This window comes from Glaciihabitans arcticus (genome assembly GCF_004310685.1).
Taxonomy (GTDB): domain Bacteria; phylum Actinomycetota; class Actinomycetes; order Actinomycetales; family Microbacteriaceae; genus Conyzicola; species Conyzicola arctica.
In genome coordinates, this window is record NZ_SISG01000001.1 from 562,852 (window position 1) to 582,036 (window position 19,185).

General features: G+C 68.1%; 22 protein-coding genes. 14 read left to right on the forward strand and 8 right to left on the reverse strand.

Translation table 11 applies throughout. The features are described 5' to 3' along the window. Positions 1-38 precede the first annotated feature (38 nt). The 3 genes from EYE40_RS02565 to EYE40_RS02575 form a co-directional block, all read right to left on the reverse strand. Positions 39-1,403 (reverse strand): HNH endonuclease signature motif containing protein, encoded by a 1,365-nt coding sequence (locus EYE40_RS02565; RefSeq protein ID WP_130980479.1) that lies wholly within the window; start codon positions 1,401-1,403, stop codon positions 39-41. A gap of 104 nt (positions 1,404-1,507) precedes the next feature. Next, positions 1,508-2,908, reverse strand: coding sequence for an RNB domain-containing ribonuclease (locus EYE40_RS02570; RefSeq protein WP_130980480.1), 1,401 nt, complete (start codon positions 2,906-2,908; stop codon positions 1,508-1,510). 41 nt (positions 2,909-2,949) lie between these two features. Beyond that, positions 2,950-3,816, reverse strand: coding sequence for an HhH-GPD family protein (locus EYE40_RS02575; protein WP_240034832.1), 867 nt, complete (start codon positions 3,814-3,816; stop codon positions 2,950-2,952). Positions 3,817-3,869: 53 nt separating this feature from the next. Here EYE40_RS02575 and EYE40_RS02580 point away from each other — a divergent pair, with 53 nt between their 5' ends. Then, a complete protein-coding gene (locus EYE40_RS02580; protein WP_130980481.1) occupies positions 3,870-4,526 on the forward strand; it encodes a nucleoside/nucleotide kinase family protein in 657 nt (218 codons plus the stop codon). On the opposite strand, the gene EYE40_RS02585 is transcribed toward EYE40_RS02580, so the two are convergent. Then, entirely contained in the window at positions 4,487-5,464 is a 978-nt protein-coding gene (locus EYE40_RS02585; protein WP_130980482.1) for a ketopantoate reductase family protein, read from the reverse strand. The two genes, EYE40_RS02580 and EYE40_RS02585, sit on opposite strands and share 40 nt — an antisense overlap. A gap of 22 nt (positions 5,465-5,486) precedes the next feature. Between EYE40_RS02585 and truB the strand changes: the two genes are divergently transcribed. The 4 genes from truB to EYE40_RS02605 are packed head-to-tail and all read left to right on the forward strand — an operon-like array spanning position 5,487 to position 8,195. Next, positions 5,487-6,464, forward strand: coding sequence for a tRNA pseudouridine(55) synthase TruB (gene truB / locus EYE40_RS02590; RefSeq protein ID WP_130980483.1), 978 nt, complete (start codon positions 5,487-5,489; stop codon positions 6,462-6,464). Then, positions 6,461-6,829 carry a hypothetical protein gene (locus EYE40_RS02595; RefSeq protein WP_130980484.1) on the forward strand — a complete coding sequence of 123 codons (369 nt, stop codon included), beginning with the start codon at positions 6,461-6,463 and terminating at the stop codon, positions 6,827-6,829. Before truB ends, EYE40_RS02595 begins: the two co-directional genes overlap by 4 nt. A gap of 11 nt (positions 6,830-6,840) precedes the next feature. Continuing rightward, positions 6,841-7,260 carry a hypothetical protein gene (locus EYE40_RS02600; protein WP_130980485.1) on the forward strand — a complete coding sequence of 140 codons (420 nt, stop codon included), beginning with the start codon at positions 6,841-6,843 and terminating at the stop codon, positions 7,258-7,260. After that, the gene (locus tag EYE40_RS02605) at positions 7,260-8,195 is read left to right on the forward strand and encodes a bifunctional riboflavin kinase/FAD synthetase (protein ID WP_130980486.1); all 936 of its coding nucleotides are present in this window, start codon (positions 7,260-7,262) and stop codon (positions 8,193-8,195) included. The genes EYE40_RS02600 and EYE40_RS02605 overlap by 1 nt, the downstream gene beginning before the upstream one ends. Here EYE40_RS02605 and EYE40_RS02610 read toward each other — a convergent pair. Both EYE40_RS02610 and EYE40_RS02615 read right to left on the reverse strand, forming a co-directional pair. After that, complete coding sequence (locus tag EYE40_RS02610; protein ID WP_130980487.1) at positions 8,185-8,457, reverse strand: hypothetical protein; 273 nt, start codon at positions 8,455-8,457, stop codon at positions 8,185-8,187. The two genes, EYE40_RS02605 and EYE40_RS02610, sit on opposite strands and share 11 nt — an antisense overlap. 49 nt (positions 8,458-8,506) lie before the next feature. Continuing rightward, positions 8,507-9,148 (reverse strand): maleylpyruvate isomerase N-terminal domain-containing protein, encoded by a 642-nt coding sequence (locus EYE40_RS02615; protein WP_130980488.1) that lies wholly within the window; start codon positions 9,146-9,148, stop codon positions 8,507-8,509. 50 nt (positions 9,149-9,198) lie between these two features. Here EYE40_RS02615 and EYE40_RS02620 point away from each other — a divergent pair, with 50 nt between their 5' ends. Both EYE40_RS02620 and EYE40_RS02625 read left to right on the forward strand, forming a co-directional pair. Continuing rightward, the gene (locus tag EYE40_RS02620) at positions 9,199-10,449 is read left to right on the forward strand and encodes an MFS transporter (RefSeq protein ID WP_204742206.1); all 1,251 of its coding nucleotides are present in this window, start codon (positions 9,199-9,201) and stop codon (positions 10,447-10,449) included. A gap of 39 nt (positions 10,450-10,488) precedes the next feature. Continuing rightward, positions 10,489-10,959 (forward strand): hypothetical protein, encoded by a 471-nt coding sequence (locus tag EYE40_RS02625; protein ID WP_130980489.1) that lies wholly within the window; start codon positions 10,489-10,491, stop codon positions 10,957-10,959. 141 nt (positions 10,960-11,100) lie between these two features. Here the strand turns inward: EYE40_RS02625 and EYE40_RS02630 are convergent, their stop codons facing one another. Beyond that, positions 11,101-12,048 carry an ROK family protein gene (locus EYE40_RS02630; RefSeq protein ID WP_130980490.1) on the reverse strand — a complete coding sequence of 316 codons (948 nt, stop codon included), beginning with the start codon at positions 12,046-12,048 and terminating at the stop codon, positions 11,101-11,103. After that, positions 12,045-12,425 (reverse strand): hypothetical protein, encoded by a 381-nt coding sequence (locus EYE40_RS02635; RefSeq protein ID WP_130980491.1) that lies wholly within the window; start codon positions 12,423-12,425, stop codon positions 12,045-12,047. The genes EYE40_RS02630 and EYE40_RS02635 overlap by 4 nt, the downstream gene beginning before the upstream one ends. A 43-nt stretch (positions 12,426-12,468) precedes the next feature. Here EYE40_RS02635 and EYE40_RS02640 point away from each other — a divergent pair, with 43 nt between their 5' ends. The 7 genes from EYE40_RS02640 to EYE40_RS02670 all read left to right on the forward strand — a co-directional run bounded on the left by EYE40_RS02640 (position 12,469) and on the right by EYE40_RS02670 (position 19,130). Then, complete coding sequence (locus EYE40_RS02640) at positions 12,469-12,957, forward strand: SRPBCC domain-containing protein (protein WP_130980492.1); 489 nt, start codon at positions 12,469-12,471, stop codon at positions 12,955-12,957. Positions 12,958-13,064: 107 nt separating this feature from the next. After that, on the forward strand, positions 13,065-14,003 hold the full coding sequence (locus tag EYE40_RS02645; RefSeq protein ID WP_130980493.1) for a sugar-binding transcriptional regulator: 939 nt from the start codon (positions 13,065-13,067) through the stop codon (positions 14,001-14,003). Beyond that, the gene (gene deoC / locus EYE40_RS02650) at positions 14,000-15,025 is read left to right on the forward strand and encodes a deoxyribose-phosphate aldolase (RefSeq protein WP_130980494.1); all 1,026 of its coding nucleotides are present in this window, start codon (positions 14,000-14,002) and stop codon (positions 15,023-15,025) included. The genes EYE40_RS02645 and deoC overlap by 4 nt, the downstream gene beginning before the upstream one ends. A 12-nt stretch (positions 15,026-15,037) precedes the next feature. Then, complete coding sequence (locus tag EYE40_RS02655) at positions 15,038-16,540, forward strand: aldehyde dehydrogenase family protein (RefSeq protein WP_130980495.1); 1,503 nt, start codon at positions 15,038-15,040, stop codon at positions 16,538-16,540. Then, the gene (locus EYE40_RS02660) at positions 16,537-17,391 is read left to right on the forward strand and encodes an aldehyde dehydrogenase family protein (protein WP_130980496.1); all 855 of its coding nucleotides are present in this window, start codon (positions 16,537-16,539) and stop codon (positions 17,389-17,391) included. Before EYE40_RS02655 ends, EYE40_RS02660 begins: the two co-directional genes overlap by 4 nt. A 48-nt stretch (positions 17,392-17,439) precedes the next feature. Then, positions 17,440-18,927, forward strand: coding sequence for an SDR family oxidoreductase (locus tag EYE40_RS02665; protein WP_130980497.1), 1,488 nt, complete (start codon positions 17,440-17,442; stop codon positions 18,925-18,927). Further along, positions 18,924-19,130: a hypothetical protein gene (locus EYE40_RS02670; protein WP_130980498.1), complete on the forward strand. Its 207-nt coding sequence runs from the start codon at positions 18,924-18,926 to the stop codon at positions 19,128-19,130. Before EYE40_RS02665 ends, EYE40_RS02670 begins: the two co-directional genes overlap by 4 nt. The last annotated feature ends 55 nt before the right edge of the window (positions 19,131-19,185 follow it).

The window sequence follows — 19,185 nt, forward strand, 5'->3', positions numbered from 1 at the left end:
GCTCTCCCAAGCACGGGCAGAGCTCTCTCCCCAGTTGCTCATGCGACCGTCCGTTGGGCTTCGGTCCAGGCGCGGCTTTTGCTGTGGAGTTGGATGGCAGTTTGGTGGGGGTCGATGTCGGGTGGTGGGATGAGCCCATAGGTGGTTCCGTGGCGGATGATCTTCCATTTGTTGTTGTGCAGGGTGAGGTGGTCGAACGTGCAGAGCAGGATGCCGTCGTTGATGTCGGTGGATCCGTGGTCGTCTTTCCAGTGGTCGATGTGGTGGGCTTCGGTCCAGGATGCCGGTCTGTCGCAGCCGGGCCACATGCAGCCGCCGTCGCGGGCGGCGAGGGCGATGCGTTGTTTGCGGGTGAAGAGGCGCTGCTCTCGTCCAACATCCAGCGGCCCGGTGTCGGTGATGGTGACTCGTGTGGTGGCGCCAGTGCAGGCCAGGCGTTCCAGAGTGTCCGAGCCGATCGGGTCGGGCTGTCCCTCAATGAAACCGTGACTGTCTTCCTCGTTGCTGCCGTTGATGCTTGAGGGCGTGAGGATGCGGATCACGGGACCTCCGGAGCCGAGGAGCTGGCTGTCATCGACGGTGCTGCCCGCGTCGATCAGGTGCACAAAGGTGTCGGAGGCGATCTGAGCCGTGGAGCGAGGGTCGGCCGTGATCCGGTCGGCGTGGTCCTTGTTCGGGCCGGAAACGAACCTCGGACCTCCCCGCCGCGGCGACGTCGCCCGGTCGTAGACCTCGAGGACGGTAGCGGCGGATTCCGGGTCGAGGAGCCAGATGAGTTTGACCATGCCGTCGGACTGCCGGTTGACGGTGAGGGAGCGGCGGGCGAACCGGGCGGCTTCCCGATCTCCGATCCCGGCCTCGTCGATGTCGTCCCGCGCTTGGCGGGCAAGTCGCTGCAGGGTGTCCGCATCCAGGTCCGCGCCGGCGGTAGCGAGTGTGGCCGCAGCGCCCGCGAGGGACGCTTCATCTACCGCCCCACCCAGACCACCCAAACCGGTCGAGATGGCATCCGCACCAGAGACAGTGAGCGTGCCGTCGGCGACTGCCGCACCGACCGGATCCAGCCAGGGTCGCTCCGGGTCGGTCGCCACCAGCCGCCCTACGCGCACGGCAGTGAAGGCCTCCTTGGTCGTCGAACCGGTCACGGCGCGGATCATTGCTTCCGGCGTCCTATGCCCCAACCGATGCGCGAGCCCCACCGATCCCAGCTCCGGGCGAGAGCGATACGCGACCTCCCCGGCGACCGCTGCTGACCGCGCCTGCGCCGCCCGAAGTAGGGCCGAGGTCAAGCGGGTAGCTTCGGCGAAGTCATCATCCGACAGATCGCGCAACGTCAGGGCCGGCGCACCCTCGAGGGCGGCGAGTGCTGCCCTGAGGGGCTCGAGAACCGGTGTCGATGTCATACAACAATTCTTGCCGCGCGAACATAGCTTCGAATGGACTTCTCGACATCTGTGGAGAGGTTCCGTGCCGACCGTGAGGTGGAGGAGGAGCCGCGGAAGGCGAGTCAGGGTGATCCGGGCGCCGCGGCATCCTGAATCGCGGTGAAGCGGACCGTGGCGGTGGCGACATCCGCGATGTCGAGCCGGGCACTGATGCGCGACCCGGCGACGAGCGCGCCATCGCACGAGGCGGAAACGGCCGGGGATAGCAACTGGATCGTGCCTGATGTGGCCCGTGCCGAGATCACGGTCGCGTCGAAAATCGCGCCGATAGAGGGAGCGAGCAGCGCGGCCTCCACGGTATCGATCGCGAGCCGGTCGACCTGTCCGGCCAGCGCGCCCGAAGCCGACATCAGGCTCGGCAGCGACGGCAGCGCTCCGCGTACCCATTCGGGCACGGGGCGTCCCGCAGAGATCGCCTCGCACGCCGCGAGCACAAACCGATCGACGAGTCGCCGCAGTGGCGCTGTCGCGTGCGCGTAGGGCGCGGCGACGGCGGCCTGGGTGGTGACACCCGGAGCAGAGCCGTCGAACACCGTGTACCCGGCTCCGCGGAATAGCGACGCGGCAGCATGCATGATCGCCAGCTGGGCGGGGTCATTGAGGTCGAGTGACCGCAGAAAGTCGCCGTACGGCATGTCTTCGCGCCAGGGATGTCCCAGCGCCCGCGCCCGCAGCCGGAATTCGTCCACGGCCTCCGCAGGCGCAGGCGGCATGGTGCGTAGAATCCCGACGCCCGCCCCGAGCATAAGCTCCGCCGCGGCCATGCCGGTCAAAAGCGAGAGCTGCGCGTTCCAGGCCTCGGCGCGCAGCGGCCGCCTGCGCACGAGCGTGTAGGTGCCGTTGCTCTCGACGATCTCGGTCTCCGGAAGAGTGAGGCTCGCGCCACCCCGTGCCCGTTCGAGAGCGATCCTCTTCTCCCCAATCTCGCCCAGCAGTGGAATGTCCACAGTTTCGTAGGTCAGCTGCATCCGCGATCGGATGGTGGCTAACCTGACCGAAAAGGAGGTGACCGATGCAGCAGTATCGAGCTCGAAGTCCCACACGTAGGCACCGCGGTCGACGCCCGCGAGGAGCGACGCCGCGTCCTCACTGATTTCCGGCGGGTGCAGCGGGATGCGGCCGTCCGGCGCATAAATCGTCTGGCCGCGCCGTCGCGCCTCCACGTCGATCGGCCCGCCCGGCTGGACGAAGGCCGCGAGGTTGGCTATCGCGTAGTACACCCGATAGCCGTCACCCGCGCGCTCGAGCAGGAATGCCTGGTCGAGATCGGTCGCTCCTTGGGGGTCGACCGTCACGAACTCGAGGTGGGTCAGGTCGAGCTCGGGGAGAGCCGGGCTCGGCACCGCAGCGAGCACTTCGGCCGGGAAGTCGCGCGGCAGGCCCAGCTCGATCGGGATTGCGGCGAGAGCCGCTGCCAGCTCGCCGGTCGCGGCTCGGGCGAGACGGAGCGAGGGTGTCGGCACGAGTTGAGCCTAGCCCGGCACGCTCTACAGAGGCGTTCGAGTCAGCTCGGCAGTTCGAAGCCGCCCGGCACGCTCACGACGAGCCCGTCGGCGAGCAGTCCGGCGAGGGCGCGGGCGCGCTGCACGTCATCCGGCCAGACACCGTCGATCTCGGCGAGCGTGACGGGAACCTCCGAGGCGCGCAACTCCGCCATGATGAGCCCGCGCACCTGCCGGTCGCTGCCCGCGAACTTCTTCTGCGTGGGCGCTCGTTTTCCCGCAAACTCCGGGTACCCCGCGTTGCGCCAGGCGCAGGCCTCGACGATCGGGCACACGTCGCAGCGTGGTGACCGGGCCGTGCAGACGAGCGCGCCAAGCTCCATAAAGGCGATGTTGGCGAGCTGGGCATCCCGATCGCTTTCAGGGAGGATGGCCTCCATGTCGGCGAGGTCGCGCTTGTGTGCCGGCCCCGGCTCACCGTTGCCGGTGATCGCGCGCGCGATGACGCGCCGGGTGTTGACGTCGACGACGGGGTGCCGCTCGCCGAACGCGAAGACGGAGACGGCGCGAGCCGTGTAGTCGCCGACGCCCGGCAGGGCCAGGAGGGAGGGGACGTCCGAGGGGACCACCCCGCCGTGCCGGTCGGTGATTGCGACCGCGGCGGCGTGCAGGTTGAGGGCGCGACGCGGGTAGCCGAGGCGATCCCACGCGCGCACCGCTTCGCCCGAGGGCTCGGCCGCCAGTGAAGCGGGCGTCGGCCAGCGCTCGAGCCACTCGGCGAGCCTCGGGATCACCCGCACCACGGGCGTCTGCTGCAGCATGAACTCGCTGACGAGGGTGCCCCACGCGGGATATCCCGGCCTGCGCCACGGCAGGTCGCGACCGTTGGCGGCGAACCAGTCGATGACGGCCGCGGGAATGTTCACGATTCCACAGTAAACGCCCCAGCGTCTGCCGAAACGCGCGACCTAGACTGAGCAGCATGAGGTGGACCCCGCAGAAGAAGGACGTTCTCGCAGCACTGGTCGACGACATCCTGCACAACTATGGCAAGGGTCGCGTGATCGTTGCGATCGACGGTGTGGATGCAGCGGGCAAGACCCTTTTCGCCGCGGATCTCGCCCACGCACTCGAGTCGAAGGGTCACGCGGTGGTGCAGGCCTCGATCGACGGGTTCCACCGGCCGAGGGATAAGCGGCACGCTCGCGGCCGCGACTCGGCCGAGGGCTTCTACCGCGACTCCTACGACTACGCGACCTTCCGCCGCGTGCTCATCGAGCCCTTCAGGATGGGCGGCAGCGCGGCGTTCGTCACCGCTGCATTCGACCACCGCAGCAACAACCAGGTCGAGCCGAAGTGGATCACTGCACCGGCCGACGCGATCCTGCTCGTCGACGGCATCTTCCTCAACCGCCCGGAGCTGCGCGGCATCTGGAACTACTCGATCTGGCTCGAGGTCCCTGCCGAGGTCGCAATGGAGCGGCTCATCGAACGGGACGGGGACAACGGCGTGAGCGCGCGCTACTCCGACGGCCAGAAGCTGTACAAGAAGGAGGCGAAGCCGTCGTCCCACGCGACCGCGCTCATCGACAACTCCGACTACGACCACCCACGCCGCATCTTCGCCGACAGCTGCTGAACGACTTCTGCGGGCGCGAGAAACACCCCCGACTTCTCGACGGAATGCACCAGCGCCACCAGCGCAGCGTTGATCGGCGCACTACCGGCCGCCACCACCGCACCGTTCAGGTAGTCGATCTCGGTGCGCTGCCCGCGGCGCAGGCTCTGGAGCGTTGACCCGGGGTTGGGCACGTCGCCGAACGTCCGCGCGAACCTGAGCGGCAGGGCCTGCGCCGCCCAGAGGGGCTGCCGCGCGAAACGGCGGAGCGAGGCATCCGTCAGACCCTGAAGCGACTCGAATCGCACGCCGGCCGCGATACCGACCCGCACCGCCTCGCGCATGCTTGCCGTGAGCACCCGTCGCAGCCCGGGATGTGCGATCGTCTCCTGCACACTCAGCCCGGTGATCGCGGGCAACGCGTTGAGCTGGTTGACGATGAGCTTCGTCCACTGCGCGCCGGCGAAGTTGGACACGACAGTGACCGGCAGAAGAGGAGAGAGCAGATCGACGAACGGTGCGACCGCGCCGCCGAGATACAGCGGCTGCGCGGCGGTAACCGAGACGACTCCCGGCGAGAGGAACGATGCCGCGAACAGCGCGAGCCCGCCGGCGACGGGGGAGTGCGGCAGCAGTCGGGTCGCGGTGCTGATCGCCTCCAGCCCGTTCTGGATGACGAGCACCGGCACCCCGTCCAGATGAGCGTGCGCGCCGAGAGCCGCGGCGGCATCCTGCGCCTTCGTCGTGACGAGCACCAGGTCCACCCCCGTTGGCAATTCAGGGGTCGCGTCCACCCGCGCCACGTGGGACCCCCACGCGCCGCTCAGGGTGATGCCCAAGTCCTGAATTGCCGCAAGGTGCGCGCCGCGAGCGGTCACGGCGACCGAGTGCCCGGCGCGGTCGAGGAGCGCGGCCAGAACCCCGCCCACGGCACCCGCCCCGATGACCCCGATCCGCATGGGGACAGCCTAAACTCGAACGGTGAACGACGAGAGCGGCAACGAGGAGACATCCGGCAGCCGCAGCGGCATCCTCCTCGTCGACAAGCCGCAGGGAATCACGAGCCACGGCGTGGTCTCCCGCACACGCAAGGCCGCCGGAACGCGCAAGGTCGGCCACGCCGGCACCCTCGACCCGATGGCGACCGGCCTGCTGCTCCTCGGCCTCAACAGCTCCACGCGACTTCTGACGTTCCTGGTCGGGCTCGACAAGGAGTACTTCGCCACCATCCGCCTGGGCCTGTCGACCACCACCGACGATGCCGAGGGCGAGCCGCTCGAGCAGGTGGACGCGTCCGGGGTCGAGGCGAGCGCCGTGGCATCCGGAATCGCGAAGCTGACCGGCGACATCGAGCAGGTGCCGAGCTCGGTGAGCGCGATCAAGGTCGACGGCAAGCGCGCCTACGCCCTCGTGCGCGAGGGGCATACCGTCGACCTCAAGGCACGGGCCGTCACGATCAAGGCGTTCGAGATTCTCGAAACACGGCGCGACGGCTCCTTCACCGACGTCGATGTGCGCGTCGAGTGCACAAGTGGCACCTACATCCGCGCGCTCGCCCGAGATCTCGGCAGTGCGCTCGGGGTGGGTGGCCACCTCACCGCCCTGCGCCGCACGCGCATCGGACCATTCGACGTGAAGGATGCCGCGGAGCTCGACGACCTCGCACCTGCGTCCCAACTGATCGCACCCGCCGCCATCGCCGAAACGCTGTTCCCCACGTTCACCGCGACCGATGCGGAGGTGATCCATCTCGTCCACGGAAAACGCATCCGCATCCCGGCTGCCGCCGACGACAATGCCCCCGTCGCGGTTCTCGCACCCGATGGACGGCTGGTGGGCCTCGTCACCGTGCTGCCGGGCAGCCTCAAGGACGGCACGGGCCTGGTCAAGCCGCTCGTCAATTTCCCGACCGACGAAGTGATCGGTGTGAACGCCACCGAGTCAGGAGACAGCCAGTGATCGAGTGGTTCTCCTGGGTGCAGGCCGGCATCGCGATACTGGTGGGCGTGCTCGCCGTCATCCTCGGTTTGGCGGGAAAAAAGCCCAACGACTACACGATGGGCGGCACCGCACTCGTCGGCGTGCTGCTGGTCGCGCAGCTGGTCGTCGCGCTGCTCGCCCCGGCCTTCGGCAACAACGCCACGGGCAGTGTGCTCGAGTACTACACCTACCTCGTGTCGGCGATTCTCATCCCGCCGGCCGCCATCAGCTACGGCCTTGTGGACCGCACTCGCTGGAGCACGGTTGTGCTCGGGGTGGCCTGCCTCGCGGTCGCGGTGATGGTGCTTCGCATGCAGCAGATCTGGGCCGTTCAGGTCGCGTAACCTATAACCCGATGTCCACAACTACCTCGTCCCGCTCGACTGGCGCCGGCCGCGTTCTGATCGCCGTCTATGCGGTGCTCGCCCTCGCCGCAACCGGTCGCTCTTTTGTGCAGATCGCAACCGATTTCGACGATGCGCCGATCGCCTACTCGCTGTCGGCTCTTGCCGCGGTGGTCTACATCCTCGCTACGATCGCCCTCATCAAGAAGGGCGACACCTGGTACCGCATCGCCTGGATCACGATCTCGTTCGAGCTGCTCGGGGTGCTCGTTGTGGGTGCGCTGAGCCTCGTCGACCCGATCCTGTTCCCCGCGAAGACCGTCTGGTCGGTGTTCGGTGCGGGCTACCTGTTCGTACCGCTGGTGCTGCCGATCTTCGGCATGATCTTCCTCTATCGCAAGAGGCCGCGCGCCGCCGAGGAAACGTTCTGATGGAGTTCTACGAGGACCTGGGGAGCATCCCCGACGACTTCGGACCGAGCGCCGTCGCGATCGGCAAGTTCGATGGCGTGCACTCCGGCCACCGCACCGTGCTCGAGAACCTGCTGAAGGTCGCCGCCGAGGAGAACCTCACCGCGACCGCCGTCACCTTCGACCGCCACCCGCTCGCGCTCCTGCGCCCCGAGCTGTGCCCCGAACCGCTGCTGAGCAACCCGCAGAAGGTCGAGCGGCTCGCCGAAACCGGGCTCGCCGCCACGATCATGCTCACCTTCGACAAGGCGTTCAGCGAGCAGAGCCCCGAGGACTTCGTCACGCGCATCCTCGTGGATGCCCTGCACGCGCGCGTGGTCTTCGTCGGCTCCGACTTCCGCTTCGGCGCGAAGGGCGCAGGCACGGTCGAGCTCCTCGAGCAGCTCGGCGCGCAGAACGGATTCGAGGTGCGGCTGATCGACGACGTCGTCGCGGCGGGATCCGAGCGCCGTGCTTCCAGTACCTGGGTGCGCGAGCTTCTCGCCGCGGGCGACGTCGACAAGGCCGCCGAGGTGCTGGGTAAACTTCCGACCATCCGCTCGACCGTTGTGCACGGTCTACAGCGCGGTCGCGAGCTCGGCTACCCGACCGCGAACCTGTCGCCCGCGATCGAGGGCTATATCCCCGCAGACGGCGTCTACGCCGCGTGGCTGACCGTCGACGGCGAGCGCTACGGCGCGGCCGTCTCGATCGGAAACAACCCGACGTTCGAGGGTGTGCCCGACAAGCAGGTCGAGGCGCACGTGCTCGACCAGAGCTTCGACCTCTATGACAAGACCGTCGAGGTGTCGTTTGTGCGCTTCATCCGCGGCATGCAGAAGTTCTCCGGCATGGACGAACTGGCGACCCAAATGGCCCGCGACGAGCAGGGGATTCGGGCGATCCTCAGCCCTTGATGAGCTTGGAGAGCGGCACCTTGACGCCGTTCTTGAGATCGTCGATCGTGCCGTCCGGAATCTTGTTGACGAGCGGCAGGTCTAGTCCTTTCGCCCAGTTGCCCACCGTGTCGAGAATGGCGTCGGTGTCGAGACCCTTCAGCGTGGGCTGAACCTTCTCCCACAGCGGTTCAAGCGTCTTCACGTCGACACCCTTGCCCTGGATGAGCCCGCCGACGATGTCGCCGAGATCGCCGAGGTCGAAGCCGTCATTCTTTGCCATGGAGTTTCCCCACTGTCAGGCCGGACCCGATGACCGGCTCGCTCCCACGCTACTCCGGGGGTCGGCTGCGACCGAATAGGAAGAGCACCAGCGCGGCTGCTGTGCCGGGCAGTTCCGGTCCACGGCCCACCCGCCAGTCCGCGTCGGTGGCGACGAGGGTGCGCACGCTGGTCACAGCCCGTACCTCGACCGGCCCGCCGATTCCACGGGCCAGGGCGACCGCGCCGCTCACGATCGAGTCGACCGCGATCGGCCGCCCGAGCGCTGTGGACAACTCGAACGCGGCGACGACTGCGGGGGAGAGGGCGCGCACACTCCGCCGCGCGTTCGGCGCGAGGTCGTCCACGGCGATTGTGTGCAGCCGGGCGGCGAGGTCGCCGTGCTGTTCCCGCGCGAAACGCTCGGAGGCCTCGGCCTGGCTGCTCCACTCGGTCAGCGACCTGCCCCAGACACGGGATGCCCGGCTCGCCCATCCCGAACCGGCAAGCCACACCAGCTCGCCGGCGACGTCCCGCACGGTCCACCCGGGGCGCAGGCCCGGCAGCTCCCAGTCCGCCGGGTCCAACTCTCCGAGGAGTCCCGCGAGCTCGAGCAGAATCGTGCCGCGCGCCTTCGCCCAGTTGTTGGTGACGGCGGTCTCGTCGCGCTTCGGGCGCTGGCTGAGCGGGAAGTAGCCGGAGAGATCACTCATGCCCCCAGCCTAGGCACGGGCGGCTGCGAGCGCGCCCGTACACTGGTGACGTGTCCCAGATTCCGGCAGCTCCCGCGCCGCTCTGGAGGGGTCGCGTCATCGCCCTGCTCGCCATCGTCACCATCGCCCTGAGCCTGCGCTCGGCGGTCGCCGCGATCTCGCCGATCATCGATCAGATCTCGGTGGACATCGAACTGACCACGGTCGGTCTCGGCGTGCTCGGGATGCTGCCTCCCGTCTTCTTCGCTCTCTCCGGCCTGATCGCACCCCCGATCGCGCGCCGCATCGGCCTCGAGGCCTCGCTGGTGCTGGCGATCGGCATCATGATCGTGGGGCATCTGGTGCGCTCGGCGTCCGGAAGCTACACGGTCCTGTTGATCGGGAGTGCGCTGGCCCTCGTCGGCATGGGCATCGGAAACGTGCTGCTGCCGCCGGCCGTGAAGCGCTACTTCCCCGACCGCATCGGGCTCGTCACGGCCACCTACGCGACCCTGATGTCGATCAGCACCGCGCTGCCCGCGCTGCTTGCGGCGCCCCTCGCCGACTCGATCGGCTGGCGATTCTCGCTCGGTGTGTGGTCGGGGCTTGCCATGGTGGCGCTGATTCCGTGGGTCATCCTGCTCGGCCGGCACCGCGCATCCCTCGCCGCATCACAGCACGAGGAGACGCCGGAACTCGAGGAACCCCCGCCCGCGCTCGTGAACCGGCTGTGGCGGTCGCCCGCGGCCCTCGCGATCACGCTCGCCTTCGCCGTGTCGTCGCTCAACGCGTATGCCGCGTTCGCGTGGCTGCCCGAGATCCTCGGCGACATCGCCGGCGTCACCCCGATTACCGGCGGCTCACTGCTTGCCCTGTTCAGCTTCGCGGGACTGCCGGCGTCGATCATCGCGCCGATTCTCGTGACCCGACTGAAGAACGCGGGCTGGATCATCCACGCCGGCGTCGCCTTCTTTGTACTCGGCTACCTCGGACTCATCTTCGCCCCGACCGCCGCCACGTGGCTCTGGGTGCTGCTGATCGGGCTGGGGCCGATCCTGTTCCCGGTGTGCCTCGTCCTCATCAATTCCCGCACGCGCACCCACGCCGGCTCGATCGCGCTCAGTGGCTTCGCGCAGGGCATCGGCTATACGATCGGTGCCGTAGGACCCCTGTTGGTCGGGGTGCTGCACGAGATTTCTGGTGGATGGACCCTGCCCCTGTACTTCCTCCTCGCGACGGCACTCACCGCGGTCATCGCCGGTGTCGTGATCGGGCGGGGACGTTTCATCGAGGACGAGCTCGCGGAGCACGCCGCGCGCTAGTCTGAGCGGGACTCGCGTCTGCGGGGCTCGGAGGCAATCGTGGACGTGCGTGCTGTAAACCTTGTTCTGTTGGCTGTTTCACTGGTCGCCCTTACGGGCTGCACGGCTGAGACGCCCGCCACGGTCGATGAGAACGCAGATATATCGATGCGCTTCGTCGACTACCGTGTCGCATTCGCCTTCTGTGGAGATCACGAATACTCGGCTATCCGCGTGACGACGACCGACAAGGCCGAGGGCGCGACCGCGAAGCTCATCTGGGCGACCTCAGGCATCGCCCGGTCCGCGGATGCTGATGAACCGATCTTCCTCGGACAGGATCCTGAGGGTTTCACTTCGACCGACATTGAGAACGCCACATTCGAAGGGGCGTGGGTCGACGTCACCCTTCAACTCACCGACGACGGAGATACCGTTCTGTCGCGGACTGCGCGGCTTGATGGAAACAGCCTGTCGGACGCCCATTGGGTCAATTCCGTTCGTGGCGAGGTAACCGGGACGTGCGAATGACCGCCCGTGATTGCCGAAGACGGCCCTTCGATTCGGGCGAACCTGAGCGCGAGTTGCCCACTTCTGCTGCCTGATCCGGCGCCGAGGCGACGTTTTTGGGCAACTCGCCGCGCTCAACCGAACGCAGGCAACTCGGCGCGGCTAGACCTCGGTGAGCAGCTCGCCCCGGTGCACGAGCGCCGCGGCACCGATGAGCGGGCCGGCGTCGGAGAGCGCCGACGGCACGACCTTGACCTTGGTGACGAAGCCGAAGGCGGCGCGCTCGGCGATGGCCGAGCGGATCATGTCGAACAGGTCGGGGGTGACGCGAGAGAACCCGCCGCCGATCGCGACCAGCTCGATGTCCGCGAGGGACACTGCAGACGCGATGGCCTGGCCGATGGCGCGACCGGAGCGCGCAACCGCGGCGTGGGCGATGGGATCGCCCGCAGCGTAGGCCGCCGCAAGCTCTTCGCCAGTCGATCCGACCCAGCCCTGGCCGACCGCCCAGTCGACGGTCTTCGGTCCGGAGGCGATTGCCTCGACGCAGCCGATGCCGCCGCACTTGCACGGGTCGTCGAAGCAGCCGACCTCGATGTGGCCGATGTGCCCGGCGTTGCCCGTAGGGCCCTGGACCGCCATGCCCTGCACGATGAGTCCTCCACCGATGCCGGTTGAAACGATCATCCCCATGACGTTGTCGTAGCCACGACCCGCGCCGACCCAGTGCTCGGCGAGGGCGATGCACAGGCCGTCCATGCGCAGCACGACGGGGGTGCCGGGTACGATCTCGCGAACAACCTGTGTCACGAAGTCCCGCAACGGGAACCCGCGCCAGGCCGGAACATTCAACGGCGACACGGTACCGCCCACGACCTCGATGGGGCCGGCGGAGCCGACGCCTGCGCCGAGCAGGGTGGCGTCATCCGGAAGCGTGGACAGCGCATCGCGCACCACACCGGCGACCGCGGCCTGGAGCTGCTCGGAGGTCGACCCGCCACCACTCGGCCGACGGAAACGGCTCTCGGGCAGCACGTTGCCCTGCGCATCGACGAGGCCGGCTTCGACCTTGGTTCCGCCGAAGTCGACGGCGAGGGCTAGGGATGTCACTGCGCAACTCCGGGAAGGCTCAGGCCGACGAGTGCCGTGCCGACCCAGAAGGTCACGACGATCACAGCGAAGGCGATGGTGGGCCAGAACCACGCGACGCGCTTCTGGAAGGCTCGAACGATGAAGAATCCGGCGCCCAGCGCCCAGGCGAGCACCGTGACGGCGATGATCACAACGACGAGTGCATTCAGGAGGCCGGCAGCGCACTCCTGCGTGCAGTTGCCGAGAAGCAGCGGGAACTGCAGGCTGGTCGCGATCACGACGAAGGCGATGCCCAGCCCGGTCAGCAGGAATGCGAAGCCGACGATCACGTCGAGTGCCGCGATGGCGGGATGGCGGCTCGGGGGGGCTTCTGCGGGCCCGGGCGTCTTCGTCATCCCGCTAGTTTAGGGCCGCCGCGCGCTGTCTTAAACTAGGTGCGTGCCGAGCCTGCAACTGGAGTTCACCCGCGACTACGACCTCCCCGTCGAGATCGTCTGGGATGCCCTCATCGACCCCGATCTCATCTCCGGCTGGCTCGGCGATGTCGAGATCGATCCGCGCGTGGGCGGCATTTTCGACATCGAGTGGATGGGCCCGACCTACCTCGCGCCCACGAGGGGCGAGATCACCGAACTCGAGCCCCTCCAGCGGCTGACCGTGGCCACGTCCAACATCGGTGAGCTCGATATCGAGCTCGAGATCCTCGAGGGCGGCACACGCGGAGGGGCCACTCGCCTCACCGTGCGCATCGGGGCTCCAGTCGAGCCCCGGTTCTCCGCCAACATCGTGGCGCACTGGCGCACCAACCTCGACCAGCTCGAGGACCTCCTTCGTGGTCACCCGGTCGACTGGGCGAACTGGGAGCGCGATCGCGGTGCGACCTGGAACTCCTACTTCGACGCGGCATCGAGGAGCTCGCGCAACTAGTGTGCGCGTCTGTCGCGGAGCGCTGCTCATCTGAGCAGACCACCCCACGGATGTTGTAACCCGTGCACCACGCGCCTACCCTTGGATGAGAGCCAAGGGAGGCGCGGATGACGGACGAACTGACCATCGTGCGTGTCGCCGAGCTCTACTACGACGAGAACAAAACCCAGGACGAGATCGGCGCGCTGCTCAAGATCACGCGCTGGAAGGTCGGGCGGCTGCTCACTCAGGCCCGCGCCGAGGGCATCGTGCGCATCGAGATCGTGCACCCGCGAGCCCGTCGCCTCGGCATCGAGCGCGACCTGCGGGAGCGCTTTGGGCTCGTCGACGCGATAGTCGTTCCCACCCTCGCCGACGACAGCGATGTGCAGTCCCGCGTGGCACAGGCCGCCGCCGACTACCTCACCGCGCTCCGGCCCGTTCCGCGCACGCTCGGCATCAGCTGGGGTCGCACCCTGAGCGAGATCGCCGACAAACTGGAACCGGGTTGGGCCCACGGAATCACCGTGGTGCAGATCAACGGCGGCGTCACCCTCAACCGGCGCGCGGGGACCGCGGCGACGACCGCCGTCGAGATCGCCCGCAAGGCCGAGGGACAGGCGATCCTGCTGCCCAGCCCCGCGATACTCGAGCGGGTCGAGACGAAGGCGGCGATCGAAGCCGACCGCACGGTTGCCGGCGTGCTCGAGATGGCGACCACGGCATCCGCCTACGTCTACAGCGCGGGGGTGGTGGACCAGAGCTCCGTGCTCGTCGACAGCGGCTACCTCGATGCCGACGGTGTCGCCGAACTCACCCGCAAGGGCGCGGTCGGCGATGTTGTCGGCCGCTACATCGACGCCAACGGCAACATCGTCGACCCGGGCCTGAACGACCGCACGGTCGGCCTCGGACTCGATCGGCTGAAGAACGCCGAGCTCGCCATCTTCGTCGTCGCCGGATCCGCCAAACACGATGTCGCCCGCGCCGTCGTCACGAGCGGGCTGTGCTCCGTCATCGTGACCGACGAGGCGACAGCAAACGACCTGATCAAGGAGAACTCATGACCATCGCCGTTCCCTCCCTTGCGCCCGCCGAGAGGGCGCTCAACCTGATCGGGGGTGACCTCACCGAGAAGAGCCTCCGGCTGCACCTCGAGGGCCTCCCCGGTGTCGATGCAGTCGGCCTCGAGGCCCGCGCCGCCGACCTCGGCACGCGCTCGATCAAGACCACGTCGAAGGCCTGGGCGCTCGACACGATCATCCGCCTAATCGACCTGACCACCCTCGAGGGTGCAGACACCCCCGGCAAGGTGCGGTCGCTCGTCGCCAAGGCGATCACCCCCGACCCGTCCGACCCGAGCACCCCGCGCGTTGCCGCCGTCTGCGTCTACGGTGACATGGTCGGGGATGCGGTCGCCGCCCTCGGCACCCTGCACGGTGACCCGGATGACGGCAACATTTCGGTGGCCGCCGTCGCCACAGCCTTCCCCAGCGGGCGCGCCTCGCTCGCCGTCAAGCTCGCCGACACCGCCGACGCCGTCGCCGCGGGCGCCAACGAGATCGACATGGTCATCGACCGTGGAGCCTTCCTCGCCGGTCGCTACGGCGTCGTCTTCGACCAGATCGTCGCGGTCAAGGAAGCCTGCCGCCGCGCCGACGGCAGCTCAGCAAGCCTCAAGGTGATCCTCGAGACCGGTGAGCTGAACACCTACGACAACGTGCGTCGCGCGAGCTGGCTCGCGATCCTCGCCGGCGGGGACTTCATCAAGACCTCCACCGGCAAGGTGGCACCGGCGGCCACGCTGCCCGTCACCCTCTCGATGCTCGAGGTGGTTCGGGATTGGTACAAACTCACCGGCGGCGCTTCTGGTGGGCAGAGAATCGGCGTGAAACCCGCGGGCGGCATCCGCACCTCGAAGGATGCGATCAAGTACCTCGTCACGGTCGCCGAGACCGTCGGGGAGGGATGGCTCGAGCCCCACCTGTTCCGTTTCGGAGCCTCATCCCTTCTCAATGACGTCCTGTTGCAGCGCCAGAAGATCACCACCGGCCACTACAGCGGCCCCGACTACGTCACCGTCGACTAAAGGACCCAGATAATGTCATTCCTCGAATACGCCCCGGCCCCCGAGTCGACGGCACTACTCAACCTCCGCGGCAGCTACGGGCTGTTCATCGACGGCGAGTTCGTCGACGGCAACGGCGCCCCGTTCTCGAGCATCAACCCCGCAACCGAGAAGGCGATCACGCAGATCGCGACCGCCGACGCGAACGACATCGACCTCGCCGTGAAGGCCGCCCGCCGCGCCTACGACCGCACCTGGTCGAAACTGTCGGGCGCCGATCGCGGCAAATACCTGTTCCGCATCGCGCGCCTTGTGCAGGAGCGGTCGCGCGAGCTCGCCGTCGCCGAGAGCCTCGACAATGGCAAGCCGATCAAAGAGACTCGGGATGTCGACGTGCCGCTCGTCGCCGCCTGGTTCTTCTACTACGCCGGCTGGGCTGACAAGCTCGACTACGCCGGACTGGGAGCACACCCGCGCGCGCTGGGAGTGGCCGCGCAGGTCATCCCATGGAACTTCCCGCTGCTGATGCTCGCGTGGAAGATCGCCCCCGCCCTCGCCGCCGGCAACACGGTGGTGCTGAAGCCCGCGGAGACGACATCCCTCACCGCACTGTTGTTCGCCGAGATCCTGCAGCAGGCCGATCTGCCGGCGGGCGTCGTGAACATCGTCACCGGCGCGGGAGCGACCGGCGAAACGCTCGTCAACCACCCCGACGTCAACAAGGTCGCCTTCACGGGCTCGACCGCGGTCGGCAAGGCGATCGCGCGCTCAACCGCCGGAAGCGGCAAGAAACTCACCCTCGAGCTCGGCGGCAAGGCGGCCAACATCGTGTTCGACGACGCCCCCATCGACCAGGCCATCGAGGGCATCGTCAACGGCATCTTCTTCAACCAGGGTCACGTCTGCTGCGCGGGCAGCCGCTTGCTCGTGCAGGAGAACATCCACGACGAGGTCGTCGACCGCCTCAAGACGCGCCTCTCGACCCTGCGCCTCGGCGACCCGCTCGACAAGAACACCGACATCGGGGCGATCAACTCACGCGAGCAGCTCGACCGCATCCGCGAGCTGTCCAACGTGGGCGACGCGGAAGGCGCCGAGCGCTGGACTGCGGACTGCGCGATCCCCGAGAACGGCTTCTGGTTCGCGCCCACGATATTCACGAACGTGTCGACGAGCCACCGCATCGCGCGCGAGGAGATCTTCGGACCGGTGCTCTCGGTGCTCACCTTCCGCACCCCCGCCGAGGCGATCTCGAAGGCGAACAACACGCCCTACGGCCTCTCCGCGGGAATCTGGAGCGACAAGGGCAGCCGCATCCTCGCGGTCGCCGACAAGCTGAAGGCCGGTGTGGTCTGGGCGAACACCTTCAACAAGTTCGACCCCGCCTCGCCGTTCGGTGGCTACAAGGAGTCCGGCTACGGCCGTGAGGGCGGCCGCCACGGGCTCGCCGCCTACCTCGAAACGGCGTCTCTGGTCGAGTCCTACGAGACCGCTGCCGCCCTGCCCGCCACGACCAAGAAGGGTGCGAAGAAATGACCCGCCTCACCATCCCCAAGACCTACAAGCTCTACATCGGCGGCAAGTTCCCGCGCAGCGAGAGTGGCCGCACCTACGAGGTCACGACGGCGAAGGGCGACTTCCTCGCGAACGCTGCCCAGGCCTCCCGCAAAGACGCTCGGGATGCCGTTGTGGCGGCGCGCGCAGCCGTCTCCGGCTGGTCCGGCGCCACGGGGTACAACCGCGGACAGGTTCTGTACCGCATCGCCGAGCTCCTCGAGGGGCGTCGTGCGCAGTTCGTCGAGGAGATCAGCGCGAGTGAGGGTGTGACGGCGGCCGTTGCATCCCGCCAGGTGGATGCGGCCATCGACGTCTGGGTCTGGTACGCCGGCTGGGCCGACAAGTACGTGCAGGTCTCGGGCAACGGCAACCCGGTCAGCGGGCCGTACTTCAACCTGTCGACCCCGGAGCCCACGGGTGTCGTCGCGACCGTGGCGCCGCAGGATTCGAGTCTGCTCGGGCTCGTCAGCGTCATCGCGCCCGCGGTGGTCACCGGCAACACCGTGGTCGTTGTGGCCAGCCAGGCGCTGCCGCTGTCGGCGATCAGCCTCTCGGAGGTGCTCGCGACGAGCGACGTTCCCGGGGGAGTCATCAACGTGCTCACCGGGTCCGCTGCGGAGATTGCGCCGTGGCTCGCGAGCCACGCGGACGTCAACGGCCTCGACCTCGCCGGTGCTGATGCACTCGACTGGGTGGAGCTGCAGATCGCCGCAGCGGACACCCTCAAGCGTGTTCTCACGCCGGTGACGGGCACGCCCGCCCCGGCGCTCGACCGCATGCTCGCCTTCACCGAGACGAAGACGGTCTGGCACACCAAGTCACTCATCTAAGTCACAGTAAGTGCGCGTGCTCCCAGCCAGCGTAAATACGCTGGGCGCATGCGCATTCTTGTCACGGGAGCAACGGGTTACATCGGCGGACGACTGGTCCCCAGGCTCCTCGACGCAGGGCACGACGTGCGGGTCATCGTGCGCGGTGCCGAGCGCCTGAGCGACGTGCCCTGGGCCGACCGGGTCGAGATCGTCGAGGGCGACCTCGCCGACGCTGCCGCCGTGAAGCGTGCCGTCGAGGGGCGCGAGGTCGTCTACTACCTCGTGCACTCGATGGCCGGCACGGGCGACTTCGAGCGCACCGAGAGCACGATCGCGCGCATCATGGCGAGGGCTGCGAAAGCCGCCGACGTCAAGCGCATCGTCTACCTCGGCGGGCTGCATCCCGATGGCGACCTGTCGCCGCACCTGCGCTCCCGCGCCGAGGTCGGGCGCATCCTGCTCGAATCGGGTGTGCCGACGGCCGCCCTGCAGGCCGGCGTGGTGATCGGCTCGGGCTCCGCGTCATTCGAGATGATCCGCCACCTCACCGACGTGCTGCCCTACATGCCGGCGCCCAAGTGGGTGCGCAACTTCATCCAGCCCATCGCGGTTCGGGATGTGCTCTACTACCTCGTCGAATCCGCGGAACTCCCCGCCGACCTCAATCGCACCCTCGACATCGGGGGACCGGACGTGCTGCGCTACGGCCAGATGATGAACGGCTACGCGGTCGAGGCGGGCCTGCCCCAGCGCCCGATCGCCTCCCTGCCCGTGCTCACCCCCTGGCTGGCCGCGCAGTGGGTGAACCTCGTCACGCCGATCCCGCGCGCCCTCGCCGTGCCGATCGTGTCCTCGCTGCAGTTCGACGCCGTGGTGAGCGAGAACGACATCGAGAAGTACATCCCCGACCCCGAGGGTGGCCTCACCGGCTACCGCAGGGCTGTGCGGCTGGCGCTCGGCAAAATGCGCGCCGGCGAGGTGGAGACCAGCTGGCAGAACTCGAGCGTCGCGGGCGCGCCCAGCGACCTGCTGCCGAGCGACCCGAACTGGTCGGGCCACACCGTGTACCTCGACGCGCGCGAGCAGCACACGCCGGCCAGCACCGATCAGCTCTGGACGATCATCGAGGGCATCGGCGGCCAGAACGGCTGGTACTCGTTCCCGCTCGCGTGGGCCGTGCGCGGCTGGATGGACAAGCTCGTAGGGGGCGTGGGCCTACGCCGCGGACGCCGCGACGCAAAGCGCCTCGCCCAGGGTGACGCCCTCGACTTCTGGCGGGTCGAGGAGATTCGCCGCGGCACCTTCCTGCGCCTGCGCGCCGAGATGAAGGTGCCCGGCAAGGCCTGGCTCGAGCTCTCCGCCGAGCCCGACCCGAATGGCGGATCGGTGTACCGCCAGCGGGCGGTGTTCTTCCCGCAGGGTCTAGCGGGCCGCGCCTACTGGTTCGCGATCCTGCCGTTCCACGGTGTGATCTTCGCGGGTATGGCCAACCGCATCACGGCGGCTGCGGCCGCGGGCAATTCCGACGCAGGCCAGGCGGACACCGCGGCATGACGGATGCGCGCGGCCGGCTCGAATCCGATCCCTTCGCCTACCGGGTGACCAAGGCCGGTGGGCTCCAGATCGAGCGCGGCGGGCGCATTGTGCTGACGCTCGGGGGATGCCGGGCGGCACGCTTGATCGCCCAGCTGGAGCGGGCGGAGGGCATCGACGAGCAGCTGCTGCTCGCTAAGGCGACGGGGCACTACAAGCACTGACGTATCCGGCGAGCCGAATGTAACAGAACGGTAACGGTCGCTGCTAGAGTGGGGC